Origin of the sequence: Pseudomonas sp. Z1-14 (assembly GCF_051132005.1) — a bacterium.
Lineage (GTDB): Bacteria > Pseudomonadota > Gammaproteobacteria > Pseudomonadales > Pseudomonadaceae > Aquipseudomonas.
This window is the reverse complement of sequence record NZ_CP071646.1, coordinates 4,206,567-4,233,116: the sequence shown is the minus strand read 5'-3', so window position 1 is coordinate 4,233,116 and position 26,550 is coordinate 4,206,567. Positions and strand designations below refer to the sequence as shown.

The window sequence follows — 26,550 nt, the reverse complement described above, 5'->3', positions numbered from 1 at the left end:
GCCATGTATTTCAACAGCGCTGGATTGATGGTGCAGGCCGGGGCGAATGAGCCAAGATTTGAGTGCTCGCCAGACACACTTCTGCCTCTAGGGCTGAAAATGGAGCCGGCGCGCACCAATACGCTGACCTACTCGCAAGATTTCTCGAATTCTGCCTGGGTCAAGACCAGAAGCACTATTGAGATATCCGGGCCAGCTCCTGATGGTTCGGCTACCGCATGCAAATTGATCGTTAACAACGCGACCGGATCAAGCTACCTCTACCGTGCTGGTATTGCCTGGACAGCAGGCAACTCCTACAGCTTTAGTGTTTTTGCAAAAGCTGATTCACAGAGCTTCCTGTATCTGACGTTTCCGGCTGCTGCGTTTGGCGTTGGCCAGCAGGTGAACTTCCAGCTATCTGGCGAGGGTGCGTTCGTTATCGCTGCCGGCACCGGTCTGGCAAGCATCCAGAAACTTCCGGGTGGCTGGTACAGGTGCAGTATGACGGTCACAGCGACAACAACAGCCGCTGCTGCGAACTGGATCGCAATTCAACAACCGGTAGTACTGAACAACTCCATATTCATATGGGGCGCTCAACTTGAGGTAGGCGCCTGGCACTCGTCTTACATACCCACCACCGCTGCGACTGCTGCGCGCGCGGCAGATGCCGCTTTCTTGGGTAGTCTGAGCCCGTGGCACAGGTTCGACGAAGGGACGCTGTACACAGAAGTCGTAAGCAATACGAGCGGATTCAGCGCAAGTATTGGTACTACGGTGGGAGCCGGGCCCCGCATTGCGAACTGGCGGACATCCACTAGCGCCTCATCGCAGATAATTGACGATGCCGGTACTGCGGTATTCGCGCAGGCGTTCGGGCTTGTAAGCCCAGGGCAGGTCATCAAGCAGGCTGTGGCATTCAAGCTTGATGATATGCAGGCCGCTTCAAATGGTGTCGCGGGGGTCATTGATACCTCAGGTGCGCCCCCGATAACGGTGACGCGACTGGCTCTGGGTGCTCGAGGCACAGCCACAGACCAAATAAGTGGGCACATCCGCAAGGTCAAGTTCTTTCCATACCGCCTTAGTGGCCCAGAACTTCAAGCGATCACAACATGACCATCCTCGAAGACGCCTATCGAGAGGCGCTTGCCTCTGGCGGTAAGGAATCCTTCGTCAGAACCCTGGAAATCACCTGTCCAGCCTGGCCTGCTTCGGTTCTCATCTGCAACGGATTCAAGGATCGGGTTTGCGGCACTGAGGATGGCCGCCTGCTCACCTTCATCGCGGCCAACATCGGAATCGCACTCCCGCAGAAGAACAACAAAGGCAACCAGGCCCTGGCCTTTGCGATCGACAACACGACCGGAGAGGTTCAGCACAAGGCCGACCAGGCGCTGGATTCGAACGCCAGGGTCACCGCCACCTATCGTGTTTACTTGGCAAGCGACCTTTCGACCCCCTGCGAGCGACCGTACCGAATGTCCGTGGATAGCGACTCCTTCCAGGAGAACCTCGCCAACCTTCAGTGCGGCTTCTTCGACCTGATCGGCACGTCATGGCCGCGAGTTTTCTACACCGCGCGCTTTGTACCGGGCCTCGTATATCTCTGAGGAATCAGCATGGAATGGATCAACAAATACCTGTCTTGCAGGTATGAGGACGGCGCGCGGGGCCCTGAAATGTTCGATTGCTGGGGATTGGTACGTGACGCAAGGCATTGCCATCAGGGTAAGCGACTACTGCCGAGCTGGGGCCATGTTCGCAACACCGAGCCCAGGGAGTTCACGCGGGCGTACAGGTCCGAAGCCGAACATATGGAGACTTGTCAGCCTGAGGACGGCGCTATAGCCGCGGTGATGCGAGGCCAGATTTGTGTGCATGTCGCCCTGGTAGTCGGAGCGGGTGATCGACTCAAGGTTCTAGAAATAAACCCAACTCGCGGGGCCCGTTGCCTACCGATAAGCCAGTGGGAACGGGATCACAACACCATCATCTATTACCGGGACCGACAATGATCGAAGTATTCCCCAACAAGATCGTGCCTTTCCCGGCGCAGACCTATGAAATAGCCGAGCGCCAAAGCCTGCTTGGTTGGTTTCAGGCCGACGGCCTTCCGGATGACGTTGATCCGGCAGCGTTACCGTTGAGCGTGTTCGTCAATGGTGAAAGAGCTCTACCTTCGCAGTGGAAGACGGTTGAGTTTGGCCCAGAAGATCGTGTTGAGATCTACCGCGAGCCGAAAGGAACGGACCCGTTCTCTATCACCTTTGCCTTGGTTTTCGGCGCCAAGGCCGTACTGGCATCGCTCATGCCCAAGATGCCGTCGCTCAACAATGGCAACAGCAAGCGCGGAACCGATCTCAACCTGTCGACCGTCAAGGGCAATCAGGTCAAACTAAACTCCGTCATCAGGGAAATTGCGGGCCGTCAAAAAGTTTACCCGGACTATTGCCTGCCAACGCATCGGTACTTTCTTGATCCGCGCTCCCAGTGGGTTGACATGCTTCTGTGCATCGGTCGAGGGAAGTACCAGGTGCCGCCGAGCAGTATCCTGATCGGTGACACCCCAATCATTGCCCTGGGCGATGATGCCGTGTACCAAATATACGAGCCCGGTGCAGATATCTCGGCTGACCCCGTGTCTCGGCATTGGCATTCGGCACCAGAGGTAGGGGCGACCTCAACCGGCACTGCTGGCATCGAGCTCACCACGACATCAACGGTGGAAGCAGTACCAGACGCTTCGTCCTATCAGTTCTCAGGTTTCACGGTCACCGTGCCGGCCGGCTCCGGAACATTTCCCGCAGGATGGGCTTCGGGCATGGTCGCGCGGATCGTTGCGCCCTACTCGTACAGCGTCGTAAGCGGCGGAGTCGACAGAGACAAGATCAAAGGGCCTTTGGCTCAGATAGCACCATTCGTCGGCATGAAAATCGAAATTGTGGGGCCGAACGAAGGCATTTACACCGTTGCCAGCTATGCCAGCGGCGGCGGGCTTGTGCCGGACGAGATGACCTTGAACTACGATACAGGCGGCGCAGCGGTAGGCCTTCAGCTTGGCGACAACCTCCAAATGGCGATCGGCTACGAGGGGCTTCGCTTCCGGCTTACTTCTGCCAACACCACTACAATTGCATTGGAGAGACTTACCGACACTGGAGCAGCTGACGGGGCTTGGCCCGGATTTGATGCGCTCACATCCGCCGCAGCAAACATCAGCCTCGACGGATCTACAATCGAGGGTGGATGGGTTGGACCCTTCGCGGCCTGCCCAGATGGAGCCACAACCACTAAGATTGAACTGGACTTCATGTTTCCTGGCGGGTTGGTGCATATCAACTCAAAAGGCAAGGCGATCAACATGAGTGTCAAGGTCGAGGCTCAGTATCGGGACTTGGCAACAGCTGGGGCGTGGACTTCTTGGAGCAAAACCTACACTGCCGCCACCCCAAATCAGATCGGATTCACTGAAACCCTTACCGCGCCATCTGCGATCCAGCCTGAGGTTCGGGTTCGGCGCATCGGAGCCAAGACCACTGACACCGACAAAGCCGACACCATCCAATGGTACGGGCTCAGGTCTCAGCTCCCATCGAAGACTTCTTACGAGGGCGTGACGCTACTCAGCTTGCGTGTCAGGGGCGGAAATCGAATCGCTTCGCAGTCAGAGAGCCAGGTTTCAGTCACCGCAACCCGGGTGCTTCCGGTTCGGCAAAACGGGGTCTGGGGACCTGAGGCCCCCACACGTGACATCTCTGCGTGGATCGGTCATATCGCGCGGAGTGTGGGTTACTCAGTGGCTGACGGAGATTCGGATATAGATCTGGCCGAGCTTGACCGACTGCACCAGATATGGACGGCCCGCGGCGATTACTTCGACCGGGCTATCGAAGGCCAAAGCACCGTGAAGGCGTGCATGATTGAGGCGCTTCAGGCTGGATTTTCGGAACTGACAATTGATAGAGGATTGATCAGACCGGTGCGGGACGAGCCTAGAGGGCCTGAATTCGACCAAATCTATAACCCCCAGGTTATGACCAAGCCGCTCAAGCGAGAGGCTGAACACATCACAGCTGATGACTTTGATGGCGTTGATGTTGAGTACCTGAACAGCAAGACGTGGCAATGGGAAACCGTAGAATGTCGACTTCCGGGCGATACGGGGCTGCGCGCCGAGAAGGTAAGGCTGGAGGGGGTAGGGGAGAGACATCGGGCGTGGCGGTGGGGTATGCGGCGCAGGCGCCAGCAGGTGTACCAGCGCAAGCGCTACAGCTTTTCCACTGAGCTGGACGCGCTGAATAGCGGCTATTTGGACTACGCATTATTGGGCGACACCACGCCAGGATACGGACAAAGCGCGATGCTCAAAGGGTACGTCAATCTCGGTGGGTCGCGCATGCTGGTGTCGAGCGAGAGCCTGAACTGGTCAGCTGGCGGCGAGCATTGGATCGCTCTTCGCAGGCGGGATGGAAGCGCTTCAGGCCCATATGTGGCGACCCGCATCGATGACTACCGCCTGACCATTCCAGCCTTGGACTTCGTGCCTGTGCTGGACAGCTCCATGGATGCTCCGGTGCTGCAGTTTGGCCCCAAGGCCAAGTTCTGCTACCCGGCGCTCATCAAGGAGGTGAATCCCAGTGGCACCGTGAGCTGTAACGTCACCGCCGTGAACTACGACGTACGCGTCTACGCAGACGACAACAACTTCCCTCCGGCCTGACCGGAACATTGCGCAACAGCCCGCCACGTGCGGGCTTTTTTGTGTCTGGAGAAAACATGCGATACAACACCGGCAACCCTGTAGAACCTGATGGTTCGAGCGATCCTCGAGATCTTTACGATAACGGCGGCGTTCTTGACAAGCTTCTCAATGGCGATGAGCTGTCATGGATTGGAAGGCTCGGAAAAACGCTAAAGACCTGGGCCGGTATGCAGGACCAAGTAACCCAGTTCCTTTTGGATAGCGGCTTTGAATCTGTTCACCTTATTTACGGTGCCGGTGTTGTAGTAGAGCGGCCAACACAGCTTATTGAGCGCAATGGGGAGCTCTACCGCGTCACCGATCAGGCGGATCTTCCTTTAACGCTTTCTGGAACATGGACCTCTGACGCGCCAAAGCTCACGGCAACAGGGAATGCAGCGCTCAAGCAAGATCTTTCAAATACGACGGATATGTCGAAGGGAGTCACTTATATCGGCGGCGCAGGCCGCGTGGTTGGCAGCATCGCCCTTCTGAGGACGATGCCAAAAACCGGAGTCAAGCGGGCATTCGTTACGGCCTACAATGCTGGCGGTTCTTTCGGTGGCGGCAGCTATTGGCTTGATGAAGTTGATACCACATCAGCCGATGACGGGGGTTCGGTAATCGTTAATCTTTCCGACGGTGCTCGATGGAAGCTTATCTTTCGCGACTTCTTGGAGGCGGGACAGTTTGGCCATGACGGGCTTCCTGGCAGCAACGGACAGGCTCCTGTTCAGGCAGCAATCATCGCAATGTACAACGCGGGTGGCGGACGGGTGATGTTTCGCGGGGCTATCGGCATGCCGGCGGCATCGCCCGAAATTTTGCTCTACCCGAATGTTAAGCTTGAGGGGGCTGGGCTTGATAAGTCTTATGTGCAGCGCTTTGGCACCAGCAAGACGGCATTCCGAACCTTCAGGCCATCTACTGGTTACACCCCTGCGCTCTGTAATGCTCCAGGCATTATTGGCTTCACTCTCAACGGGCAGAGCGCCGGATCGGGCAATATCGGTATCGACCTTTCGAATGTCCGTCATGCTGAAATTAAAGATGTCGTTTTTGCCAATTTACAGCATGGACAGTTTTACAACAAATACGCAGGTGATACGGAGGTAGCATTCCCATATGGTCAGGCGTTTGAAAATCAGACTGTCAGCTGCCAATTTGCTAGCTGCGCTAATTCGGTGACCTTCCGCGGGGCAGCCAACAGAAATACCTACATTGGGAACTCATACAACTCTTGTACTACTGCTTGGGCTCACGATTTTGCGAACAACTTTTCCGAAACAAACTGTTTTATAAATGAGAGCGTTGAAGGCTGTAATAATGTTTTTGCTTGGCCCGCGTCGCAATCTCAGGTGTATTCCCAAAATTTTTACGGCCTCACAGTTGAGAATCCATCTTCAAATGGATTCATTTGTACTGTCAAAGATCCCGGTCGCCAGAACTTTCATGGGCTTGTCCTGATACCGGGTAACGACAGCGCTGTGAATTTCTATCAGCTGTTCCCGGGATCCTATAGTTTGGTATCTGGTACTTTAGGTTCCTCCGACCGATACTCTCGAGGTTATCGGATACCAGAAGAAATATGGAAAATCAAAGCCGTACGCCATATTGGCAGCTACGGCTTGAGCGCGGGGTATTCAGCAACACTTTCTGCTGGTGCTGGAGGAGCAACTTCGGTTACCGTGCCCGGCGCGGCAATCGGTGACATTGTTTACGTTTGTGCAGACAAGGACCTTTTAGGGTGCGCTCTGATAGCGCATGTCTCTGCCGCCAACACCGTTTATGTGAGGATACAAAACTGCACAACAGCTCCGGTTACCCTGAGCTCTGTAACCATTCGTGCCGTAATTGAGAAATATGGAGCTACTGGTCCGATCATTTAATGGAATGGCCGCCCTAAGCAAGGGCGGCCTTTTTATTTGTGGTTGCTGCCTCCAGAGCTGCGCGAAAGGCATCAGACAGCCTCTGTTCCAGCAGGTACTGCGATATCGCGGCCATCGAAATACAAGCCACAACCGAGATTACAACGTAGCCCCATGTGTGCATGAACTGGCCGAATCCGAGATATGCCACAGAATGGTCCATAACTGCACGGGTCAAGAAGTGTGTTAGGTAAAGCGAAAACGATATTTTCCCAAGCCATGCAAGTACGGCCGGAATTTTGATATCGACCGTTTTGCTCACAATCGCCAGAACCAAGACCATAACAGCAAGCGAAGCCCCCCAATTCGTTATGCCATGTAAATATGCAGGCCCTGAATAGTTGTACCAAATCACGAATCCCGCGCTAGCTGCCAGAAGATTAATGGCAATTACCTTGTTCTTAATGATCGCCCAGCTTTCAAGATAGAGATAGCCAATCAGTGCGCCCGCTACAAACTCAAGAATGATCGGGTTCGCCGTCAGGTTTAAATAGTTTGGTGTGAATGTGTAGAACGTGAACGGGCTGAAGGAAAATACTCTGGTCAGCATGGGAAGCGCAACCACTGTGATCCCTATCCAGGTTATCATTGCGATCAGCCTGAAGCGCTTGAACAGCAGAGATACACCGAACACGGCGTAAAAGTACATTTCAAAATTCAGGGTCCACCCGAGTGGGATAATCGGTGCGAAGTAGAGCGGCGCCATATCCTTCACTGGAATGAAGAAAATGCTTTTAAGGAAAACGATCCAATTGTCTGTCGAGGCGAAATAGCTTATCCCCACATCAGCAATGAATACCCATAGGATTGTTGCAACTGTGTAGGTCGGCCAGATTCTGGAGAACCGCTTGATAGCAAAGTCCCTCACGTCGTCCAGCGTGCCCGTTGCTTTCCTGGTCGAATAGACCATGATGAAACCGCTGATTATGAAGAAAAGATCGACGCCCATCGCGCCAGGCAGCAGTACGCTTTCGATTATTGGATAATTCGGGGAGCCGGCCAGATACTCGCGGGCGTGGCATAGAACCACAAGCAAGGCAGCGATCCCTCGCAATGCCTGAACCCAATCAAGTTTTCCTGATTCCTTTCTCATCGATCTCTCCACGCTATTAAAGACTCCCTTACCCTGAAAATAAGGGCGAATGATACGAGCCCGGTTAGATTGCCGCCAGCCAGTCGATAGCCAAAACGTGGTTATTGACGTAACCGCCTATTTTTCCTCAATAGGAATGCCTTGAATGCACCCCGCCAAACCCCGCCGCTGAGCGGGTATTTTTTTGCCTGGAGAAAAGTTATGACCGCAACCGAAAAGGACCGGGACATCCTGGCCCGCACGCTGTGGGGCGAAGCCCGTGGCGAGAGTTTCGCCGGCCAGGTGGCCGTGGCCTGTGTGATCCGCAACCGCGTGAACGACGGCAAGGCCAAATCTTGGTGGGGTGAGGGTTACGCCGGCGTGTGCCTGAAGCCGTACCAGTTCAGCTGCTGGAACAAGAACGACCCGAACTATCCGTACCTGAGCGGCGCCAAGGAGATTCCGCCGAAGCAGTTTGCCCAGGCGCAGCGGGCGGCTGATCTGGTGATCTCCGGCGCCGAGCCTGACATCACCAAGGGCGCGACGCACTACTACGCGACCACGATGCCGAAGCCGCCAGTCTGGGCCAAGGACGCCACGCAAACCTTCCGCCTGGGCAACCACATCTTCTTCAAGGACGTGCCATGAGCCCTGGAACTCTGAAGCTGCTCATCGCCGGCGCGGCTGTGGCGTTGATCCTGGCGATCAGCGCGACATGGAAGGTGCAGGACTGGCGTTACGCTGGGCAACTGGCGCAGCAGACCAATGCACATCTATCCGACCTCGCCAAGATCGGCAGCGCGGCCGCGGACCAGGTCCAGGCAGAGCAGGGCAAGCGCCTGATCCTGGAACAGCAGCTGACCGCCAGTGACCAAACCCACCACCGAGCACTCACCGATGCCCAACGTGATCAAGATCGCCTGCGCGATCGCCTTGCTACTGCTGATGTCCGGCTGTCAGTCCTCCTCGCCGAGGATCCAGCCAGTTGCAACGCAGTGCCTGCCACCGCCGGCACCGGCGGCATGGTTCATGGAAGAACAAGAGCCCGACTTGACCCGGCGCATGCTCAACGAATTATCGCCATCACCGACGCCGGCGACCGGGGGTTGATCGCGCTGCAGGCGTGCCAGGCTTATGTCAGGGCGCTGGGTCAGTGATGGGGCCGGGGAGCCGGCCTATCATCGGCCACCGGTCATGTATCCAGGCGAACTCAGTGGGAGGGGAGGTGGTGACCACATAAACACGCCGGTTTTCCTCCTCGCCCAGCACCAGGCACTCCAGCCCGTAGCCTTCGTTCATATCGAACCAGTGGGATACACGCTCGCCGTCCTTCTCCATGTATCGCTGCACCAGGCCCAGGGCCCGTTGTGGGTGATACTTCTCCCATCCGCCGCGCTCGACTGTCTCCAGCTTCGCCCATCCCCCTGATGGGCCTGTGCCTTTCTCTTCACGGCGCCGGCCCCATCGCACCCACCCAAGATCCGTCCCGTCTTCAAGCACCACGGGAAACGCTGCCTTGGGATTCGGGAAGTACACCTTGACCCGCTCATACGCCCGATTCTTGTCCGCTGCTTCAACTCCGCCGCACATGTTTTTCACCTGGTTCGATGGCCGTGCTCGGTTGACCTTGGCCTTGCACTGGAAGTTTTCCCAGGTGGACGGGTTTCTCGACGAAGCCCAAGCCGCTGCAAGTCTCGCAGTCCTCTCGCAGTCCGAACCGGTCGTTACATGACAAGCATGCGGCAAACCTTGCCAGCTCGAAGAAAGGCCGTATTTTTTGCATGATGTCGAGCTGCTTGTTCTCCTTGGCTACCTGCAGGACGTCCAGCATCCAGCGGTACACGTCCGGATCTTCTATCGGCTGATATACCACTCCCGAAACCATCCGCTCAGTTTCGATCAGATCAAATTGCCGGCCGTCATCCAGCGTAAGGGTCAGCCCTTCGATACGACCCGTGGTGCTGGCGTAGCTGTATCGCACCGCAAGCCCTTCCTCGTCCCGGTACACTTGACCGTCGTAGGGGCGACGCGGGTCGTCTCGGCTGGCATCGAGCGTCAATATCGAATGAAAGATTGTCCCAAGCCGCGGTCCGCCGCCCTTCGGGATCACGTCATATCCATATGAAGGCCTGAAGATAACGGGCTGCGTGTGCAGATCCTCGACAGCGAGCCAGTACGCGGCGTTCGCCATTTCATCCATCTCGAACTGTTGCATTCGATCAATCAGCCGTTCCTCGGCTAACCGGGCGCTTGTTTCAAGCAGGCAGGACCGGTGCGCCTCTGGGTTGCGCATTCTGAAGTCGTGATCATCAAGGGTGTCGCGCCATCGCTGGATCCTCAGCGCCTTGGCCTGTTCAAAGTTCATGATTGGGGTTCGCTTGCTTGGTGCTGTTTGGATATACAGTAATCGAGGCGAGGTAGATCAGGCGAGGGCGAGGCGACGAGCAGCGTTTTTCATTCGGGGGCCATCAGCACAGCCAACGTCAGTTTTATGAACTCTTCGTTCTGGTCGATGGTGTCCAGGGCGCCGCGCACGTTGTCGGCGACTTCGGGGGAGCCATGCTGCTCGACCCAGTTGGACAGCTCAAGGATGGCCGCTTCGAGCGCCAATTGGTTTTCGTTGATCTTGTACAGCAGGGAAGGGAGCAAGTCTGAGCTGGGCAATTGATGTCCTCCAGTGGTGAGGACAGGGTAGCAGTTGGGAGATTTTCGTTCGGTCGGCAGGACGCCGGTGTTACGGCGTTACCAGGTCAGCCCAGACCTGCATCATTTCCCTGCGCTGCTCCAGATACGCTGCGTGGTTGTACACGTCACGGATGAAGCTGGTGTCGGCGTGGGCAAGTTGGCGCTCGATCCAGTCGCGATTGTATCCGCGCCCGTTCATTTCCGTTGAGAACAGGTGGCGGAAACCGTGGGGTGACTGCCTCCCGGTCAACCCGCACGCTTCCATGACATTGTTGGCGTAGTTGGTGCCGATCGGCATCATGGGATCGCTGCGGTTCGTGAAGACGTAGCGCAGATGACCGGTGAGGGGGAGCATTTCCCGAAGCAGCTCGACGGCCTGTCTCGGGAGCGGTACCACGTGATCGCGGCGCATCTTCATCTTTGAGGCTGGCGTCGTCCAGGTTGCGGCTTCGAGATCGATCTCCGACCATTCTGCGTGTCGTACTTCGCCCGGGCGGGACGCCGTGTAGATCATCAGCATGAATGCCGAGCGAAGCTGCTGGCCGGCGACACTCTGTTGGATGTTGGCGATCGTCTTCGGCAGTTCGCTGAACGGCAGGAAAGGGTGATGCTTGTGCTGCCCGATCTTTTCCGTGACCGCATGCATCTCTGCAGTAGGATTGGCGTCGATCAGGCCAATGGCGATGGCATAGCTGAACACCTGGCCCATGCGCTGGCGGACCTTCACAGCCGTGGCCACCGAACCACGCTTCTCGATCTTGCGAATCAGTGTGATAACGTCAGCGCGCTTGATTGACTCGATCTGTCGATCGCCAAAGACTGGCAAGACGTCCAACTCCATGGCGTTGCTGATGATCCTGTAGGTGCCCGGCGAGATACTTCCCTTTCTGAATGCCAGCCACTCGTCGTAGATTTTGCGAAAGGTCCTGGCATTGGCCTCCATCAGCCCGGCCTTCTTCTCCTTCCTTGATTCGCGTGGGTCAATGCCGCGCGCGATGTCTTCCCGCGCCTCGTCTCTCCTGGCGCGCGCCTCCTTCAGGCCCGTGTCCGGGTACGTTCCGAAAGAAATCCTCACCTGCTTTCCAAGCCAAGTGAATCGAAAGTGCCAGCTCTTTATTCCGCTTGGCGCAACAAAGAGTGAAAGCCCAAGCGCGTCTGGTAGCGTGTACGCCTTGTCCTTCGGCTTTGCCTGCCTGGCTGCGGTATCCGTGATCGCCACTTAGTACATCCTCTGAAATCTTCTTTCGATGTACTGGATGATGTACTAACTCAATGGCATTGGGAAGGTATTAGGCGGTACACGGTGGTACGACACAGCGGCGCAGTTATTGGGGTTTGTGTGGTTTGGTGAAACGGCGGGGTTTTGGAGGGGAGGCAACCGTGGAATCTTTGAAGATTTCCACAGATTTGGCTCTTTAAATGGACGGTCGCGAGGCAGGCGGCGCAGTTTATCAGTTTGATCCCCGCGTTGCGCGAGCGTGCTGACTAAAGGGTCAACAAACCTGGCCGTCCTACCGGGTCTTGGCTGAAGCGTAGACGCCGCTGCGCTCTCGCTTGCCAACCGCTATTACCAGAATGACGATCCGCTCCTCCTCTATGCGATACACGAGTCGATACCCAGCCCCGCGTAACTTGATCTTGTAACAATCCTTCATCCCGTGAAGAGCATCGCCCGGTACGCGAGGGTGCCCTTGTCGCTCCTGGAGTTTTTTCAAAAGCTGCAGACGGACCGCACCGTCCAGTTTTCGCAGTTCTTTCAGAGCCTTCGGGTCCCATTCGACTCCATATTCAACGCCCATTGGCGATATCAGCCTCAGCCTCGCCAATAAGGTCATCGAGCGATACGCGTACCCGCGGTTCGTTGGCCTCGATCCGCGCTTTGACCACTTGGGCCAGCTCCAACTCGTCCAGGCGCTCTATCATCGCTTCGTAGACCTCCGCCGGTACCATGTAGCCCATCACGCGGTTATGGTTCAGCACGGCCACAGGTGAGCCGTTCGCGCCACTCAGGACCGCGGACGGATTTTTCTTCAGTTCCGATACGCTGACGGCCACATCAGCCAAAACGATTTGCATGAAGATGGCTCCTTTAAAAGTGCTTTATTTTGGTCTTTTTTTGCGCGTTCAGGCAAGCATTCCATCCGGGCCCTCGAGCGTGCTGACTAAAGGGTCAGCAAACGCTCGCCCAGCCCACCGTTGGCGGTCAGTTCGAGGAACTCGTCGCCGAGGCGGCGGCTTTCGTCCATTGCGGTGCGCCAGTATTTGCGGCGGGCCGGGTCATCGCCCATGAAACGCTTGAAGTCGTTGCGGTCCGGCAGTTTGCCGTAGGGCAGGCGAGCCAGGTATTCGCGGGACGGCGCCAGCAGCAGAACATCCTGCAAGCGCGAGGTATCGCCTCGGCGCCATGGCAGGCCTTTGTCGAACCAGCCGGGAATGACCCGATCGGTGAAGTGCGGATAGAGCACGATGTCCTCGCCGCTATAGGGCAGGTCAAGGTGGTAGTCCAGCAGGCCGCCATCGCGGTAGGTGCCCGCGCCGGCGCCGGGCAGGTCGCGCACGCCTTCCATGATCATCGGGATCGAGCCCGACGCCAGCAGTGCCTGGCGCAGGTTGCCGGCCTCCAGCGGCACGAAGCGCGAGGGGAAGTCCGTCAGCGGATGGAGCGGGGGAGCCAGGCGCGGGTCGTGGATGATCAGCCTTTCGAAATGCCGCGACAGCCGCGCCCGGCCGCGCAGGTTGTCGGCGATCACCGAGGACAGCCCCAGGCCCAGCCGGCCGCGATGGTCCTGCGCCAACAGGCCATGACTCTTGACTACCATGATGTTGAGCCGGTAATGCGGATTGTCGAGGATCGTCAGGTCGCGACCTTCAAGCAGGTCGTCGAGCATGCGCTGCGAGCTCTGGCTGACCCCGGCCATGGTCACGCCTTTGGCGAAGCTCTGCTCGTTGTACAGGATGCCCAGGCGGCGAATGCCCTCGGCGGCGTCCGGCAGACAGGCGCTGGCGAAGCGCCAGGAGCCGACCGATGCACCGATCAGCGAGCGCTCCCGCGACGCGGCGGGCAGCCATTCGCCGAACAGCGCCAGATCCAGCCCTTGGATACCCAAGGCTTTCGGCCCTCCGGCGGCGCCTGGCAGGATGCCGACATCGGCGGCCTGAAGGCCTGCCTGGCGGATGCGCTTGAAGGCGCGAGGGCCGGCCTTCAGAGTCAGCGCGGGGAACTTGATGTGAATGGCGGTCATACCGGTCTCGAATACGTGCAAGCGGCTGATTATAGCGACACAGAACCCTGCGGGAGCGAGCTTGCTCGCGATGACGCTGTGTCAGTTGTCAGTTTTGATGACTGACCTGACGCTGGCGCGAGCAAAATTGACCTGGATTCAATGATGGCAATTCAGTTTCAGTTAAGTTCGTCCCGATACAGTTCCCCGCTGAAGATTATAAAAAGGAGATAACCCGTGAACCGCCTCACTGCCTTTTTCATCGCGGCGCTCATGGTCATCGGTACAGGTCCGGCTCAAGCCAGGGACCTCGATGCCACTGAAGCCCAAAAATTGCTGGACGCTGGTACCATCCTGCCTTTTGATCAGCTCAACGCCGCTGCCCTGGCCAAACACACTGGCGCCACGGTGACCGATACCGAGCTGGAAGAGGAATACGGCAAGTACCGCTACAAAGTGGATCTGCGTGATGCCAAGGGCATCGAGTGGGATCTGGAACTCGACGCCGTCACTGGCGAGGTGCTCAAGAATCATCAGGATACGTAATGAAGCTTAATCTGCGCGCCCGCAACCGTTGGGCGCTGGCGCTGATGGTGTGTTGTTCGGTGGCCGTGGCCCGCGACCTGGACCAGGACGAGGCCCTGCAACTGCGTCAGCAGGGCGTGATCCTGCCCTTGGAACACCTGCTGCAACAGGCCCTGGATCGCCATCCCGGCGCCAAGTTGCTGGAAGCCGAGCTGGAAGAAAAGCACGGCATCTACATCTACGAAGTCGAGTTGCTGGACACCGACGGCGTCGTGCGCGAACTGGACCTGGAGGCCGCGACCGGCCGCCTACTCAAAGATAAGGAAGACTGATGCGCCTGCTACTGGTGGAAGACCATGTTCCCCTGGCCGACGAGCTAATGGCCGGGCTCGCCCGGCAGGGCTACGCGGTCGATTGGCTCGCCGACGGGCGCGACGCGGTGTATCAGGGCAGCAGCGAGCCCTACGACCTGATCATTCTCGACCTTGGGCTGCCGGGGGTGCCGGGGCTCGAGGTGCTGGCGCAATGGCGCGCTGGCGGCCTGACCACCCCGGTACTTATTCTCACCGCGCGTGGCTCCTGGGCCGAGCGCATCGAAGGACTCAAGGCCGGGGCCGATGATTACCTGACCAAACCCTTTCACCCTGAAGAACTGCACCTGCGCATCCAGGCGCTGTTGCGTCGCTCCCACGGTCAGGTCAACCAGCCGACGCTGCAAGCGGCGGGGTTGCACCTGGATGAAGGCCGGCAATGCGTGATTCGCGACGGCGCCGAGATCCAGCTGACCGCCGCCGAATTCAGGCTGTTGCGCTATTTCATGCTCCACCCCGAGCAAATCCTTTCCAAAAGCCACCTCGCCGAGCACCTCTATGATGGTGAAACCGAGCGCGATTCGAATGTGCTGGAAGTCCACGTCAATCACCTGCGGCGCAAGCTCGGACGCAGCGTGATCGAAACCCGTCGCGGCCAGGGCTACCTGTTCGGCGGACAGGCGCAGTGAGATCCATCCAGCGGCGCCTGAGCCTGGGCCTGATCGGTGTGATGGTGGTGGTCGGCCTGGTCCTCGCGCAGACCAGCCTGTGGTTGTTCGAGTTGGGTTTGCAGCGCTACCTCGAAGCGGGGTTGCGCAATGACAGCGAGAACCTGCTGGTGGCCCTGGTCCGTGGCCCGCAAGGGTTGCAACTGGACGAGCGACGCTTGTCGCCGGCTTACCTGCGACCGTTCTCCGGGCATTATTTCCGCATCGATTTTGCCGACGAGCATTGGCGCTCCCGTTCCCTCTGGGACCAGGAACTGCCGCGGCTCGACCATCCGGGGCTGCACAGCAACCTGCAACTGGGCCCCGAAGGCCAGAAACTGCTGGTGCTGCGCACGGACTACCGACGCCTGGGCCAGGCGATTTCCATCAGCGTGGCGCAGGACTACACGCCGGTGCGCGACAGTTTCCTGCGGATGCAGCAGGTCGGCCTCGGCCTCGGCTTGGCGGGGTTGCTGCTGATCCTGCTGTTGCAGCGGCTCACGGTGCAGCGCGCCTTGCGGCCGTTGGAGAAGGCCCGGGAGCAGATTGCCCAGCTGCAACGCGGCCAGCGTTCGCAACTTGACGAACAAGTGCCCAGGGAACTGGAGCCGCTGGTGGCGCAGATCAACCATTTGCTGGCCCATACCGAAGACAGCCTCAAGCGTTCGCGCAACGCCCTGGGCAACCTTGGCCATGCCTTGAAGACACCTCTGGCGGTGCTGCAAAGCCTGGCGTCGAACGAGAAGCTCGACCCTTATCCCGAGTTGCGCAAGTTGCTGCTGGATCAACTCGAGCAGGTTCGCCAGCGCCTGAACCGCGAACTCAACCGTGCCCGCCTGTCCGGCGATGCCTTGCCCGGCGCGCACCTGGATTGCGACACCGAACTGCCGGGTTTGTTGGCGACGCTGAACATGATCCACGGCGAGCATCTGCACCTGGCTTATGTCGCGCCGCCCGGCTTGCACCTGCCCTGGGATCGCGAAGACTTGCTGGAACTGCTGGGCAACCTGCTGGACAACGCTTGCAAATGGGCCGACGCCGAAGTGCGCCTGACCGTGAGCGAGACGCTCGTGGGTTTCCACCTGGCAGTGGAAGACGATGGCCCCGGCATCCCGCCGGATCGCCGCGACCAGGTCTTCAGCCGCGGCACGCGCCTGGATGAGCAGACCGATGGCCATGGCCTGGGGCTGGGCATCGTGCGCGACATCGTCGACACCTGGGGCGGGACATTGGCGTTGGGCGACAGCGAGTGGGGCGGGTTGAAAGTAATGATTGAGCTGCCCAAGCGCTGAAATCCGCACGAACCCCTGTGGGAGCGAGCCTGCTCGCGAAGGCGTCGGGTCTGCCAATTCGATTCGACTGACAGACCGCTTTCGCGAGCAGGCTCGCTCCCACGGGGCATTGGTGATATGGAAATCCCGCCGCATGACCCTTGCAGCTTGCCGCTGCTTCCTGCAAAGTCGCGACCTTTTTGTCCGGTGGCTTTCCATCGCTGTGCTTTGAGGTAACGATGATAAATGCAGTAATTGCCGCGGTTGGCGTCATGCTGGTGCTCAGCCTGTCCCGCGTGCATGTGGTGATCGCGCTGATTATCGGCGCGCTGGTGGGTGGCTTGGTAGGCGGCCTGGGGATCGAGGCAACGCTCAAGGCCTTCAACGCGGGCCTTGGCGGCGGCGCAACGGTGGCGTTGTCCTACGCTCTGCTGGGCGCCTTTGCGGTGGCGATTGCCAAGTCCGGCATGGCCCATGCCTTGGCCGACAAGGTCCTGGCCATGGTCGACCGTCAGGACGCGGCCGGTGGCACGGGCGTCAAATGGCTGTTGATCGGCCTGCTGGGGACGGTCGCGGTGGCCTCGCAGAATATCCTGCCGATCCATATCGCCTTCATTCCGCTGCTGGTGCCGCCACTGCTTTATGTGCTGACCAAGCTGCAACTGGACCGTCGGCTGATCGCTTGCGTCATGACTTTCGGCCTGATCACCCCCTACATGTTCCTGCCGGTGGGCTTCGGCAATATCTTCCTCAACGAAATCCTGCTCGCCAACATCGCCCGCAGCGGTGTCGATGTCAGTGGCATCAACGTCACCCATGCGATGGGCATCCCGGCGCTGGGCATGGTGTTCGGGCTGGTGCTGTCGTTTATCAGCTATCGCAAGAAACGCGTCTACGATCTGAAAAAGATCGCCAGGGCCGAGCAGGTGGCCGTGCGCTACAACCCGCTCAGCCTGTTGGTCGCCGGGTTGGCAATCGCGGCGGCATTCGCCATCCAGCTCCTGCTCGATTCGATGATCATCGGCGCCCTGGCCGGTTTCCTGATTTTCTCGGTGTCGGGCGTGGTGCGCTGGCGCGAGACGGACGACCTGTTCACCGAAGGCATGAAGATGATGGCGATGATCGGCTTCATCATGATCGCCGCCTCGGGCTTCGCCGAAGTGATGAAGGCCACCGGTGAGGTGCAAAGCCTGGTGGAAACCTCGGCGGCCTGGATCGGCCACAACAAGGGCATCGGTGCGCTGTTGATGTTGCTGGTCGGGCTGCTGGTGACGATGGGGATCGGCTCGTCGTTTTCCACGGTGCCGATCCTGGCGACCATTTTTGTGCCGCTGTGCCTGCAACTGGGCTTCAGCCCGCTGGCGATCGTCTGCATCGTCGGCACCGCGGGCGCCCTGGGCGATGCCGGCTCGCCTGCCTCGGATTCGACACTCGGCCCGACCTCCGGCCTGAACATCGACGGCCAGCATCACCACATCTGGGACACCGTGGTCCCGACCTTCCTCCACTACAACCTGCCATTGCTGGCGTTTGGTTGGGTGGCGGCGATGGTGCTCTAATCCAGGACTGAGTCGCCTCAATCGCGAGCAAGCTCGCTCCCACAATGAATCGGTGTGAACACATTATTTGTGGTCATCCTTGAACCCTGTGGGAGCGAGCTTGCTCGCGATGGGGCCCGTGAATCCAGCGACCCTGCCAACCGACTGTCCACCTTGTCCTACAGTTTTATCGTGCGCTGCCGTTAACCCAGTTAACCACGCCATAAAACCAACAAGAGTGAACAGCATGCGCCTGAGTCTGAAGGCTAAAGTCCTGTCCCTGGCAATCCTGCCGGTATTGCTGTCCGCGGTGATCATCAGCCTGACCACGGCGTTCATCTTGAAGGAACAGGCCAGCAAGGAAGTCCAGCAAACCCGCGAACGTCTGCTCAGTGAAGCCAAGGCCACGCTGCAGAATTACGTCGCGGTCGGCCTTACCGCCATCAAGCCGCTCTACGATGCCGCCGCGCCTGGCGATAACGAGGCGCGCGCCCAGGCGATCAAGTTGCTGTCGAACATCAGCTACGGCAAGGACGGCTACTTCTTCGGCTACGACTCCGAGACTATTCGCCTGTTCAAGGCCAACAGCCCCGACGGCGTTGGCAAGAGTTTCAAGGACAACCGCGACCCGAACGGCGTCTACGTCAACCGTGACCTGGTGAAAGTCGCCAAGGACGGCACGCATTACCTGGAATACAGCTCGCCGCTGCCCGGCAGCAAGGACCTGGTGCCCAAGCTCGGCTACACCGAATACCTGGCCAAGTGGGACCTGGCGGTCGGCAGCTCGGTCAACCTCGACGGCATCGAAGGCCAGGTGGCGCTGGTGGAAGCCAAGGTCCACGATCGCCTGCAGGGCGTGATCCTGAGTATCGTCGGGATCGCCGCCGTGGTGCTGCTGGTGATCGCGGTGGTGGGCCTGGTGCTCGCCAATACCATCCTGCGTCCGCTGCACCTGATGAAGGACAACCTCGATGACATCGCCGCGGGCGAGGGCGACCTGACCCGGCGCCTGGCGATTACCAGCCAGGACGAACTGGGCCAACTGGCCGGTTCCTTCAACCGCTTCGTCGACAAGATCCACGGCCTGGTAGGGCAGATCACCGACATGACCTCACAACTGACCGGCCTGGTGACGCAGGTGTCCGAGCAGGCCCAGCGTTCCGAGCAGGCCATGGAGCGCCAGCGCCACGAGACCGACCAGGTCGCCACGGCGATCAACGAAATGTCCTCCGCGGCCCAGGAAGTCGCCCGCAGTGCCCAGGGCGCAGCCGTCGCGGCCCAGCAGACCGATGAAGAAGGCCAGTCCGCCAAGCGCGTGGTGGCCGGCAGCATCCAGCAGATTCATGCGCTGGTGAACGATATCCGCAGCAGCGGCGTGTCCCTGGACAGCCTGCAACAGGACGTGGCCTCGATTGTCAGCGTGCTCGGCGTGATCCGTTCGATTGCCGAGCAGACCAACCTGCTGGCCCTCAACGCGGCCATCGAGGCTGCGCGTGCCGGTGAAGCGGGCCGTGGTTTTGCGGTGGTGGCCGACGAAGTCCGCGCTCTCGCCAGCCGGACCCAGCAAAGCACTCAGGAAATCCAGGGCATGATCGATCGCCTGCAGTCGGGTACCCATGCCGCGGTGGAAGCGATGCGCCGTTCCAGCGAGGCCGGCGACGGCACCTCGGAACGGGCCAACGAGGCGGGCGCCTCCCTGGACACCATGGCGCAACTGATCGGCACCATCAACTCGATGAACGCCCAGATCGCCAGCGCCGCCGAGGAGCAGACCGCGGTGGCTGAAGAAATCAACCGCAGCGTGCATCAGATTGCCGTGGCGGTGGACACTGTCGCCGACGAAACCCAGCTCAGCGCCCAGACCTCCCGCAGCCTGGCCGATCTGGGGCAGCGCCTGGGCAAACTGGTGGGGCAGTTCCGGATCTGATCCGAGCACAGCAGGAGCTGCCGAAGGCTGCGATCTTTCGCTTTCGATCCAGATGTTTTCGCCTGGGCTACCAGGCCCTATCGGAAGCGGAGGATCGCAGCCTTCGGCAGTTTCTGCCGGGCAGAGACAAACATGATCCGTGTGGGAGTGAGCCTGCTCGCGAAAGCGATTTCCGGCCGAATGCAACGCAGTCGTGGCGAGGGAGCTTGCTCCCGCTGGGCCGCGAAGCGGCCCCAAACCTGCCGCATGCGGAGCATCAGACACACCGCATCCGCAGATTTACGACTGCTTCGCAGCCGAGCGGGAGCAAGCTCCCTCGCCACGATTAGATCTCAGGCAGGCAGCTCGCGCGCATCGCGCATCAACAGCCCGAACCACATTCCCATCCCCCGGCGCGACCTCGAAGGCCGGCATATGGCAGACGCGACGGCACTCCGGCGAGTCCTGGCGGACTAATGTCTATCTGCCAATGACATGGAAAGCACATGAACCGAAAGAACCTCCAAAACAAGTCGCAGATGCTGTTGCTGATCCTGGTCAGCATTGCCTTCGTCTGGATTCTGCTGCCGTTTTATGGGGCGGTATTCTGGGCCGTCATCCTGGGCATCGTCTTCGCGCCGCTGCAACGTCGCTTGCAGTTCAAGTTCGGCTGGCCGCGCAATGTCACGGCACTGTTCACCCTGAGCATCTGCGTGGTGATCGCCATTTTGCCGGTGATCGTCATCAGTACCTTGCTCGTCCAGGAAGGGGCGGCGCTGTACAAAAGCCTGGAAAGTGGCGAGCTGGACGTCGCCGATTACCTGGCGCGTTTCAAGGAGGCGTTGCCGCCGTTCTTTCAGCACCTGCTCGACCGCTTCGGCCTGGGCAACCTGAGTGGCCTGCGAGACAAGATCGTCAAGAGCGCCATGCAGGGCAGCGAATTTTTCGCCACCCAGGCGTTCAGTTTCGGCCAGGGTACGTTCCAGTTCCTGGTGAGCTTCTTCGTGATGCTCTACCTGTTGTTCTTTTTCCTGCGTGACGGCGCGGAGCTGGTGCGCAAGGTGCGCTCGGCCGTTCCGCTGGCCGAGCACCAGAAGCGCCGCCTGCAATTGAAGTTCAACCGGGTGGTGCGGGCGACGGTGAAGGGCAACCTGTTGGTGGCGATCACCCAGGGCGCCCTGGGCGGCCTTATTTTCTGGATCCTGGGTATCCCGACGGTGTTGCCGTGGGCGGTGCTGATGGCTTTCCTGTCGCTGCTGCCGGCGGTGGGGGCGGGCATTGTCTGGGTGCCAGTGGCGGTGTATTTCCTGCTGTCGGGAGCGATCTGGCAGGGCGTGGTGCTGGCGCTGTTCGGGGTCTTCGTGATCGGCCTGGTGGACAACTTCCTGCGCCCGATCCTCGTCGGCAAGGACACCAAGATGCCCGACTACATGGTCCTGATTTCGACGCTTGGCGGGTTGGCCGTATTCGGCCTCAATGGTTTTGTCATCGGGCCACTGATCGCCGCGCTGTTCATGTCCTGCTGGGCGCTGTTCGTCGAGGGCAAGCCGCGGGTGCAGTTGCCCTAGGCGCTCAACAGGTACGGACCGATACGTTGCGACAAGGCCTGGGCGGCGGGCAGGGAAGTCAGCGGGCCGCTGACGGTGACGCCATCTTGCACCAGATACCAGCAAGCCAGCAGTCCGCGCTCCCGAAGTGGGGCGGGGACGGCGCTGCCAATGACAGACATGATTTGAACCTTGGGCATGGGAAACCTCCATCAGTCGATGGGGTTACCTTACGGCTCATGCGGGACGGGGAAAAATCAACCGCTTCAATAGTAGGAATCGATGCCGCTCAATCGACCACCAGGTCGAGCATGTGCACCACTTCCTGTTCATTGAGCAGGCCCTTGCGAACCAGGTTTTCCGCGAGCAGGGAAAGGAACTTGGCGCTGCGGTGGCCTTCCAGGTGCTTGAGCTCGGTCAGTACGTTGTAGACCTTGCTGGAAGTGCACAGGCCGACGATGCGGTGGGGATTTTGTGTGGGCATGGCTTCGTCCTTGTTGTTATGAGCTGCGGCGGCGGACGTTGACAGGTTGCGGCACTGCCATGACACGCTCGTGACAGCTTGAGTCGTCGAAAAATAAAGCAGGATTCAGACCATAGTGCCTGGTTGGCGCCAGATTGTTGTTCCGGTAGCGACCTCAGCCAGGCGGTATACGGCGATCAGTCGCCGTTTGGCTGAAAAGCGCCCACAAAAAAGCCCCTGGATCTTTCGATTCAGGGGCTTTTTCTGTTGCTGTCTGGCTCCACGACCTGGACTCGAACCAGGGACCCAGTGATTAACAGTCACTTGCTCTACCAACTGAGCTATCGCGGAATGGCGCGTATGTTACTGATTGGAAAAGAGAAGTCAAGCATCTGTTGCGCACGGAGCGGCTTAAAGCCCATCGGTGACCAATCAACAATTGGCAGTTACCGCGACGGCGAGAGAGGGCTACCATGGGCGCCCGGAAGTGGCAGGACGCGCTGCCGGCCATTCGCCGACATCAAGGGACGCGCCATGAACCATCTGTTACCACTTCACACAATCGATTGCGCCGAGGTGTTCCTGTGAGCACCGCCCAGATCAGTCTGCCCAAGGGCGTGGGCCCTCACGCTGAAAAGCTGTACGACGCCATCACCCAGGCCAGCACCCCCGAAGAACTGAACCGCGCCGGTGGCAAGGCCGAGGGTTTTGTCCTGGGGCTCGAAAGTACCAAGGCGATCAAGAGCCAGGTCGCCGAGTCGTTGTATGTCATCTACGACGATGCGGCGAGCCAGCGGGCGACGGAGCTGTAGGCTCGACGAGCATTTCGTTCGCTGCTTTGTGGCCTGCCTTTTCTGGCCCGCTTTTGTGGCGAGGGAGCTTGCTCCCGCTGGGTTGCGAAGCAGCCCCAGGCTGTTCCAACCAACCAGGCTGATATCCCGCGGTGGCTGATTTTGGGGCTGCTCTGCAGCCCAGCGGGAGCAAGCTCCCTCGCCACGGGGGGGCGGATTCAACCGAAAAAAAAACGGGAAGCTCGAAGGCTTCCCGTTTTTCATTTCATCGAGCGTCAGATCACCTGGACGATGGCCTTGGTCACCGCATCGATGTTGTTCTGGTTCAGCGCGGCCACGCAGATGCGGCCGGTGTCCAGGGCATAGATGCCGAACTCGTTGCGCAGGCGGGTCACTTGTTCAACGGTCAGGCCGGAGTAGGAGAACATCCCGCTCTGGCGGGCGACGAAGCTGAAGTCGTGATGCGGCGCGGCCTTGGCCAGCATGTCGACCATCTGCTCACGCATGCCACGAATGCGCAGGCGCATTTCGGCCAGCTCTTCTTCCCACTGTGTGCGCAGCTCAGGGCTGTTGAGGACGGCGGCGACGATACTGGCGCCGTGGGTCGGCGGGTTGGAGTAGTTGGTGCGGATCACGCGCTTGACCTGGGACAGCACGCGGGTGCTTTCTTCCTTCGACTCGCTGACAATCGACAGCGCGCCGACACGCTCGCCGTACAGGGAGAACGACTTGGAGAACGAGCTGGAGGCGAAGAAGGTCAGGCCCGACTCGGCGAACAGGCGCACGGCCGCCGCGTCTTCGTCGATGCCTTTGCCGAAGCCCTGGTAGGCCATGTCCAGGAACGGCACGTGGTTCTTGGCCTTGACCACGGCCAGGACGTTTTTCCAGTCTTCCGGGCTCAGGTCCACGCCGGTCGGGTTGTGGCAGCAGGCATGCAGCACAATGATCGAACGGTCGGGCAGGGCGTTGAGGTCTTCCAGCAGGCCGCTGCGGTTCACGTCGTGGGTAGCGGCGTCGTAGTAACGATAGTTCTGCACCGGGAAACCGGCGGTTTCGAACAGCGCGCGGTGGTTTTCCCAGCTTGGGTCGCTGATGGCCACGACCGCGTCTGGCAGCAATTGCTTGAGGAAGTCGGCACCGATTTTCAGTGCGCCCGTGCCGCCCACGGCCTGGGTGGTAATGACGCGGCCCGATGCGATCAGCGGGGAATCCTTGCCGAACAGCAGGGTCTGGACTGCCTGGTCATAGGCGGCAATGCCGTCGATCGGCAGGTAACCGCGAGAAACATGCTGAGCCACGCGAATCGTCTCGGCTTCGACCACGGCGCGCAGCAACGGAATGCGCCCTTCCTCGTTGCAGTAAACACCCACGCCCAGGTTGACCTTATTGGTACGGGGGTCGGCGTTGAAAGCTTCGTTGAGGCCCAGGATGGGGTCGCGTGGTGCCAATTCGACAGCGGAAAACAGGCTCATTATTGCGCGGCTCTGAATGGAGGGTGAGAGGACGTGTCGCGCTCCAGCCGAATGCACTAGAGCGGTGCACAAACGGGGAGCTAGTATAGAGGCCATCACCGGACAGGGCGACAGGCTATTCGGCGTTTAGCGTAAGTATTTTCGATTTTTTTCGACCGTTAGTCCCTTCGCAGCGTCAAAGTCTGCAAGGCGTGTAGGACGTTCGTCTTGAAAGCGAAGGCAATCACCTCCACATTGTGTGCATTCCAGCTTTTTCCTCGGGCGACGTCAGTCGTTTCGGTCTTTCTCGTTCCTGTCGCCTGGCCGACGGGAGTGAACCCAGGGGTTATGTCATGTCTGAATTCCAGCTAGTCACTCGCTTCCAGCCCGCCGGCGACCAGCCGGAAGCCATCCGCCTGATGGTGGAAGGCATCGAGGCCGGGCTGGCGCACCAGACCTTGCTCGGTGTGACCGGCTCGGGCAAGACGTTCAGTATCGCCAACGTGATCGCCCAGGTGCAGCGGCCGACCCTGGTGCTGGCGCCGAACAAGACCCTGGCGGCGCAGTTGTATGGCGAGTTCAAGGCGTTTTTCCCGAACAACGCGGTCGAGTATTTCGTCTCCTACTACGACTACTACCAGCCCGAGGCTTATGTGCCTTCGTCGGACACCTTCATCGAGAAGGACGCCTCGATCAACGACCACATCGAACAGATGCGGCTGTCGGCGACCAAGGCGTTGCTTGAGCGCAAGGACGCCATCATCGTCACCACGGTGTCGTGCATCTACGGTCTGGGCAGCCCGGAAACCTATCTGAAAATGGTCCTGCACGTGGATCGTGGCGACAAACTCGACCAGCGCGCCTTGCTCCGGCGCCTGGCGGACTTGCAATACACCCGCAACGACATGGACTTCGCCCGGGCCACGTTTCGGGTGCGCGGCGATGTGATCGACATCTATCCGGCCGAATCGGACCTGGAAGCGATTCGTATCGAGCTGTTCGATGACGAGGTGGAGAGCATCTCGGCGTTCGATCCGCTGACCGGCGAGGTGATCCGCAAACTGCCACGCTTCACGTTCTACCCCAAGAGCCACTACGTGACGCCGCGGGAAACCCTGTTGGGCGCCATCGAGGGCATCAAGGCCGAGTTGCAGGAACGCCTGGAATACCTGCGTTCGAACAACAAACTGGTGGAAGCCCAGCGTCTGGAGCAGCGGACCCGGTTCGACCTGGAAATGATCCTGGAGCTGGGCTACTGCAACGGCATCGAGAACTACTCGCGCTACCTGTCGGGTCGTCCGGCGGGTGCGCCGCCGCCCACGTTGTATGACTATTTGCCGGCCGATGCCCTGCTGGTGATCGACGAATCCCACGTCAGCGTGCCTCAGGTCGGCGCCATGTACAAAGGCGACCGTTCGCGCAAGGAAACCCTGGTGGAATATGGCTTCCGCCTGCCCTCGGCGCTGGATAACCGGCCGATGCGCTTCGACGAGTGGGAAGGCGTGAGCCCGCAGACGATTTTCGTCTCGGCCACGCCCGGCAACTACGAAGCCGAGCATGCCGGGCGGGTGGTCGAGCAAGTGGTGCGGCCGACCGGGCTGGTGGACCCGCAGGTCGAGGTGCGCCCGGCGCTGACTCAGGTCGATGACCTGCTCTCGGAGATCACCAAGCGCGTGGCGGTGGAGGAGCGGGTGCTTGTGACCACGCTGACCAAGCGCATGGCCGAAGACCTCACCGATTACCTCGCCGACCATGGCGTGCGGGTGCGTTACCTGCACTCGGACATCGACACGGTGGAGCGGGTCGAGATCATCCGCGACCTGCGCCTGGGCACCTTCGATGTGCTGGTGGGGATCAACCTGCTGCGCGAAGGCCTGGACATGCCCGAGGTGTCGCTGGTGGCGATTCTCGACGCGGACAAGGAAGGTTTCCTGCGCTCCGAGCGCTCGTTGATCCAGACCATCGGTCGCGCGGCGCGTAACCTCAACGGCCGGGCAATCCTGTATGCCGATCGCATCACCGGCTCGATGGAGCGCGCCATCGGCGAGACCGAACGCCGTCGCGACAAGCAGATCGCGTTCAACCTGGCCAATGGCATCACGCCCAAGGGCGTGTTCAAGGATGTCGCCGACATCATGGAAGGCGCCACCGTGCCCGGTTCGCGCAGCAAAAAGCGCAAGGGCATGGCCAAGGCCGCCGAAGAGAGCGCCCGCTACGAAGCCGAACTGCGCTCGCCGAGCGAAATCACCAAGCGTATCCGGCAGTTGGAAGAGAAGATGTACCAGCTCGCCCGGGACCTGGAGTTCGAAGCTGCGGCGCAGTTGCGTGACGAGATTGGCAAGTTGCGTGAGCGGTTACTGACTGTCTGAGGTTTTGTGGCGATGCCTAGGACCTCATCGCGAGCAAGC

The 26,550-nt window shown here is 59.6% G+C and carries 26 protein-coding genes, 1 tRNA gene and 1 pseudogene; 16 read left to right on the top strand and 12 right to left on the bottom strand.

Translation table 11 applies throughout. The annotated features are described in order from the left end of the window. Positions 1–3 precede the first annotated feature (3 nt). The 4 genes from J3P89_RS19400 to J3P89_RS19385 all read left to right on the top strand — a co-directional run bounded on the left by J3P89_RS19400 (position 4) and on the right by J3P89_RS19385 (position 6,615). Positions 4–1,101, top strand: a complete 1,098-nt coding sequence (locus J3P89_RS19400) for a phage head spike fiber domain-containing protein (RefSeq protein ID WP_434695323.1) — start codon at positions 4–6, stop codon at positions 1,099–1,101. Then, positions 1,098–1,595 carry a DUF1833 family protein gene (locus tag J3P89_RS19395; RefSeq protein ID WP_434695321.1) on the top strand — a complete coding sequence of 166 codons (498 nt, stop codon included), beginning with the start codon at positions 1,098–1,100 and terminating at the stop codon, positions 1,593–1,595. The genes J3P89_RS19400 and J3P89_RS19395 overlap by 4 nt, the downstream gene beginning before the upstream one ends. A gap of 401 nt (positions 1,596–1,996) precedes the next feature. Further along, complete coding sequence (locus J3P89_RS19390; RefSeq protein ID WP_434695319.1) at positions 1,997–4,705, top strand: host specificity factor TipJ family phage tail protein; 2,709 nt, start codon at positions 1,997–1,999, stop codon at positions 4,703–4,705. Between the two features lie 56 nt (positions 4,706–4,761). Beyond that, positions 4,762–6,615, top strand: a complete 1,854-nt coding sequence (locus tag J3P89_RS19385) for a hypothetical protein (protein ID WP_434695318.1) — start codon at positions 4,762–4,764, stop codon at positions 6,613–6,615. Positions 6,616–6,628: 13 nt separating this feature from the next. Here the strand turns inward: J3P89_RS19385 and J3P89_RS19380 are convergent, their stop codons facing one another. Then, on the bottom strand, positions 6,629–7,747 hold the full coding sequence (locus J3P89_RS19380) for an acyltransferase family protein (RefSeq protein WP_434695316.1): 1,119 nt from the start codon (positions 7,745–7,747) through the stop codon (positions 6,629–6,631). 201 nt (positions 7,748–7,948) lie between these two features. Between J3P89_RS19380 and J3P89_RS19375 the strand changes: the two genes are divergently transcribed. After that, positions 7,949–8,374, top strand: coding sequence for a cell wall hydrolase (locus tag J3P89_RS19375; RefSeq protein WP_434695315.1), 426 nt, complete (start codon positions 7,949–7,951; stop codon positions 8,372–8,374). Continuing rightward, a complete protein-coding gene (locus J3P89_RS19370; protein WP_434695313.1) occupies positions 8,371–8,883 on the top strand; it encodes a lysis protein in 513 nt (170 codons plus the stop codon). The genes J3P89_RS19375 and J3P89_RS19370 overlap by 4 nt, the downstream gene beginning before the upstream one ends. On the opposite strand, the gene J3P89_RS19365 is transcribed toward J3P89_RS19370, so the two are convergent. The 7 genes from J3P89_RS19365 to J3P89_RS19335 form a co-directional block, all read right to left on the bottom strand. Beyond that, positions 8,864–9,316, bottom strand: a complete 453-nt coding sequence (locus tag J3P89_RS19365) for a hypothetical protein (protein ID WP_434695312.1) — start codon at positions 9,314–9,316, stop codon at positions 8,864–8,866. The two genes, J3P89_RS19370 and J3P89_RS19365, sit on opposite strands and share 20 nt — an antisense overlap. Continuing rightward, positions 9,300–10,091 carry a hypothetical protein gene (locus J3P89_RS19360; protein ID WP_434695310.1) on the bottom strand — a complete coding sequence of 264 codons (792 nt, stop codon included), beginning with the start codon at positions 10,089–10,091 and terminating at the stop codon, positions 9,300–9,302. The genes J3P89_RS19365 and J3P89_RS19360 overlap by 17 nt, the downstream gene beginning before the upstream one ends. Before the next feature lie 89 nt (positions 10,092–10,180). Further along, positions 10,181–10,390 (bottom strand): hypothetical protein, encoded by a 210-nt coding sequence (locus J3P89_RS19355; RefSeq protein WP_434695308.1) that lies wholly within the window; start codon positions 10,388–10,390, stop codon positions 10,181–10,183. Positions 10,391–10,460: 70 nt separating this feature from the next. Beyond that, positions 10,461–11,630 carry a tyrosine-type recombinase/integrase gene (locus J3P89_RS19350; protein ID WP_434695306.1) on the bottom strand — a complete coding sequence of 390 codons (1,170 nt, stop codon included), beginning with the start codon at positions 11,628–11,630 and terminating at the stop codon, positions 10,461–10,463. Positions 11,631–11,922: 292 nt separating this feature from the next. Next, complete coding sequence (locus J3P89_RS19345; RefSeq protein WP_434603461.1) at positions 11,923–12,210, bottom strand: type II toxin-antitoxin system RelE family toxin; 288 nt, start codon at positions 12,208–12,210, stop codon at positions 11,923–11,925. Continuing rightward, a complete protein-coding gene (locus tag J3P89_RS19340; protein ID WP_434603463.1) occupies positions 12,200–12,487 on the bottom strand; it encodes a type II toxin-antitoxin system Phd/YefM family antitoxin in 288 nt (95 codons plus the stop codon). The genes J3P89_RS19345 and J3P89_RS19340 overlap by 11 nt, the downstream gene beginning before the upstream one ends. A gap of 86 nt (positions 12,488–12,573) precedes the next feature. Then, positions 12,574–13,653, bottom strand: a complete 1,080-nt coding sequence (locus J3P89_RS19335) for a patatin-like phospholipase family protein (protein ID WP_434695305.1) — start codon at positions 13,651–13,653, stop codon at positions 12,574–12,576. A 216-nt stretch (positions 13,654–13,869) separates the two neighbouring features. Between J3P89_RS19335 and J3P89_RS19330 the strand changes: the two genes are divergently transcribed. The 8 genes and pseudogenes from J3P89_RS19330 (at position 13,870) to J3P89_RS19295 (ending at position 21,458) form a co-directional block, all read left to right on the top strand. Continuing rightward, positions 13,870–14,178: a PepSY domain-containing protein gene (locus tag J3P89_RS19330; RefSeq protein WP_434569227.1), complete on the top strand. Its 309-nt coding sequence runs from the start codon at positions 13,870–13,872 to the stop codon at positions 14,176–14,178. Continuing rightward, complete coding sequence (locus J3P89_RS19325; protein ID WP_434695304.1) at positions 14,178–14,489, top strand: PepSY domain-containing protein; 312 nt, start codon at positions 14,178–14,180, stop codon at positions 14,487–14,489. Before J3P89_RS19330 ends, J3P89_RS19325 begins: the two co-directional genes overlap by 1 nt. Next, positions 14,489–15,157 carry a response regulator transcription factor gene (locus J3P89_RS19320; RefSeq protein ID WP_305495857.1) on the top strand — a complete coding sequence of 223 codons (669 nt, stop codon included), beginning with the start codon at positions 14,489–14,491 and terminating at the stop codon, positions 15,155–15,157. Before J3P89_RS19325 ends, J3P89_RS19320 begins: the two co-directional genes overlap by 1 nt. Continuing rightward, positions 15,154–16,467 carry an ATP-binding protein gene (locus tag J3P89_RS19315; RefSeq protein ID WP_434624942.1) on the top strand — a complete coding sequence of 438 codons (1,314 nt, stop codon included), beginning with the start codon at positions 15,154–15,156 and terminating at the stop codon, positions 16,465–16,467. Before J3P89_RS19320 ends, J3P89_RS19315 begins: the two co-directional genes overlap by 4 nt. 221 nt (positions 16,468–16,688) lie before the next feature. After that, positions 16,689–18,005: a Na+/H+ antiporter family protein gene (locus tag J3P89_RS19310; RefSeq protein WP_434658265.1), complete on the top strand. Its 1,317-nt coding sequence runs from the start codon at positions 16,689–16,691 to the stop codon at positions 18,003–18,005. A 109-nt stretch (positions 18,006–18,114) separates the two neighbouring features. Next, a pseudogene (locus tag J3P89_RS19305) lies at positions 18,115–19,053 on the top strand (cache domain-containing protein); the annotation flags it as partial. Between the two features lie 36 nt (positions 19,054–19,089). After that, positions 19,090–19,911, top strand: a complete 822-nt coding sequence (locus J3P89_RS19300) for a methyl-accepting chemotaxis protein (RefSeq protein ID WP_370871133.1) — start codon at positions 19,090–19,092, stop codon at positions 19,909–19,911. Between the two features lie 485 nt (positions 19,912–20,396). Continuing rightward, positions 20,397–21,458 (top strand): AI-2E family transporter, encoded by a 1,062-nt coding sequence (locus J3P89_RS19295; RefSeq protein ID WP_305495852.1) that lies wholly within the window; start codon positions 20,397–20,399, stop codon positions 21,456–21,458. Here the strand turns inward: J3P89_RS19295 and J3P89_RS19290 are convergent. The 3 genes from J3P89_RS19290 to J3P89_RS19280 all read right to left on the bottom strand — a co-directional run bounded on the left by J3P89_RS19290 (position 21,455) and on the right by J3P89_RS19280 (position 22,251). Next, positions 21,455–21,637 (bottom strand): hypothetical protein, encoded by a 183-nt coding sequence (locus J3P89_RS19290; RefSeq protein ID WP_305495849.1) that lies wholly within the window; start codon positions 21,635–21,637, stop codon positions 21,455–21,457. The genes J3P89_RS19295 and J3P89_RS19290 overlap by 4 nt on opposite strands. An 89-nt stretch (positions 21,638–21,726) precedes the next feature. Then, positions 21,727–21,921 (bottom strand): hypothetical protein, encoded by a 195-nt coding sequence (locus J3P89_RS19285; RefSeq protein WP_305495847.1) that lies wholly within the window; start codon positions 21,919–21,921, stop codon positions 21,727–21,729. Between the two features lie 254 nt (positions 21,922–22,175). Further along, positions 22,176–22,251, bottom strand: a tRNA-Asn gene (locus tag J3P89_RS19280). Between the two features lie 233 nt (positions 22,252–22,484). Between J3P89_RS19280 and J3P89_RS19275 the strand changes: the two genes are divergently transcribed. Then, positions 22,485–22,712 carry a hypothetical protein gene (locus tag J3P89_RS19275; RefSeq protein ID WP_305495845.1) on the top strand — a complete coding sequence of 76 codons (228 nt, stop codon included), beginning with the start codon at positions 22,485–22,487 and terminating at the stop codon, positions 22,710–22,712. A 254-nt stretch (positions 22,713–22,966) separates the two neighbouring features. On the opposite strand, the gene J3P89_RS19270 is transcribed toward J3P89_RS19275, so the two are convergent. Further along, positions 22,967–24,163 carry an amino acid aminotransferase gene (locus J3P89_RS19270; protein ID WP_434695302.1) on the bottom strand — a complete coding sequence of 399 codons (1,197 nt, stop codon included), beginning with the start codon at positions 24,161–24,163 and terminating at the stop codon, positions 22,967–22,969. 332 nt (positions 24,164–24,495) lie between these two features. On the opposite strand from J3P89_RS19270, the gene uvrB reads away from it, so the two are divergent. After that, a complete protein-coding gene (gene uvrB / locus J3P89_RS19265; protein WP_434569222.1) occupies positions 24,496–26,511 on the top strand; it encodes an excinuclease ABC subunit UvrB in 2,016 nt (671 codons plus the stop codon). Positions 26,512–26,550: the final 39 nt, after the last annotated feature.

Bases quoted from the DNA above. Each gene is read 5' to 3' on its own strand.
- uvrB (WP_434569222.1), top strand. From the start codon at position 24,496: ATGTCTGAATTCCAGCTAGTCACTCGCTTCCAGCCCGCCGGCGACCAG.
- J3P89_RS19385 (WP_434695318.1), top strand. From the start codon at position 4,762: ATGCGATACAACACCGGCAACCCTGTAGAACCTGATGGTTCGAGCGAT.
- J3P89_RS19395 (WP_434695321.1), top strand. From the start codon at position 1,098: ATGACCATCCTCGAAGACGCCTATCGAGAGGCGCTTGCCTCTGGCGGT.
- J3P89_RS19365 (WP_434695312.1), bottom strand. From the start codon at position 9,316: ATGTGCGGCGGAGTTGAAGCAGCGGACAAGAATCGGGCGTATGAGCGG.
- J3P89_RS19345 (WP_434603461.1), bottom strand. From the start codon at position 12,210: ATGGGCGTTGAATATGGAGTCGAATGGGACCCGAAGGCTCTGAAAGAA.
- J3P89_RS19325 (WP_434695304.1), top strand. From the start codon at position 14,178: ATGAAGCTTAATCTGCGCGCCCGCAACCGTTGGGCGCTGGCGCTGATG.
- J3P89_RS19295 (WP_305495852.1), top strand. From the start codon at position 20,397: ATGAACCGAAAGAACCTCCAAAACAAGTCGCAGATGCTGTTGCTGATC.
- J3P89_RS19400 (WP_434695323.1), top strand. From the start codon at position 4: ATGTATTTCAACAGCGCTGGATTGATGGTGCAGGCCGGGGCGAATGAG.
- J3P89_RS19290 (WP_305495849.1), bottom strand. From the start codon at position 21,637: ATGCCCAAGGTTCAAATCATGTCTGTCATTGGCAGCGCCGTCCCCGCC.
- J3P89_RS19380 (WP_434695316.1), bottom strand. From the start codon at position 7,747: ATGAGAAAGGAATCAGGAAAACTTGATTGGGTTCAGGCATTGCGAGGG.
- J3P89_RS19270 (WP_434695302.1), bottom strand. From the start codon at position 24,163: ATGAGCCTGTTTTCCGCTGTCGAATTGGCACCACGCGACCCCATCCTG.
- J3P89_RS19300 (WP_370871133.1), top strand. From the start codon at position 19,090: ATGACCTCACAACTGACCGGCCTGGTGACGCAGGTGTCCGAGCAGGCC.
- J3P89_RS19370 (WP_434695313.1), top strand. From the start codon at position 8,371: ATGAGCCCTGGAACTCTGAAGCTGCTCATCGCCGGCGCGGCTGTGGCG.
- J3P89_RS19335 (WP_434695305.1), bottom strand. From the start codon at position 13,653: ATGACCGCCATTCACATCAAGTTCCCCGCGCTGACTCTGAAGGCCGGC.
- J3P89_RS19340 (WP_434603463.1), bottom strand. From the start codon at position 12,487: ATGCAAATCGTTTTGGCTGATGTGGCCGTCAGCGTATCGGAACTGAAG.
- J3P89_RS19285 (WP_305495847.1), bottom strand. From the start codon at position 21,921: ATGCCCACACAAAATCCCCACCGCATCGTCGGCCTGTGCACTTCCAGC.
- J3P89_RS19320 (WP_305495857.1), top strand. From the start codon at position 14,489: ATGCGCCTGCTACTGGTGGAAGACCATGTTCCCCTGGCCGACGAGCTA.
- J3P89_RS19390 (WP_434695319.1), top strand. From the start codon at position 1,997: ATGATCGAAGTATTCCCCAACAAGATCGTGCCTTTCCCGGCGCAGACC.
- J3P89_RS19360 (WP_434695310.1), bottom strand. From the start codon at position 10,091: ATGAACTTTGAACAGGCCAAGGCGCTGAGGATCCAGCGATGGCGCGAC.
- J3P89_RS19375 (WP_434695315.1), top strand. From the start codon at position 7,949: ATGACCGCAACCGAAAAGGACCGGGACATCCTGGCCCGCACGCTGTGG.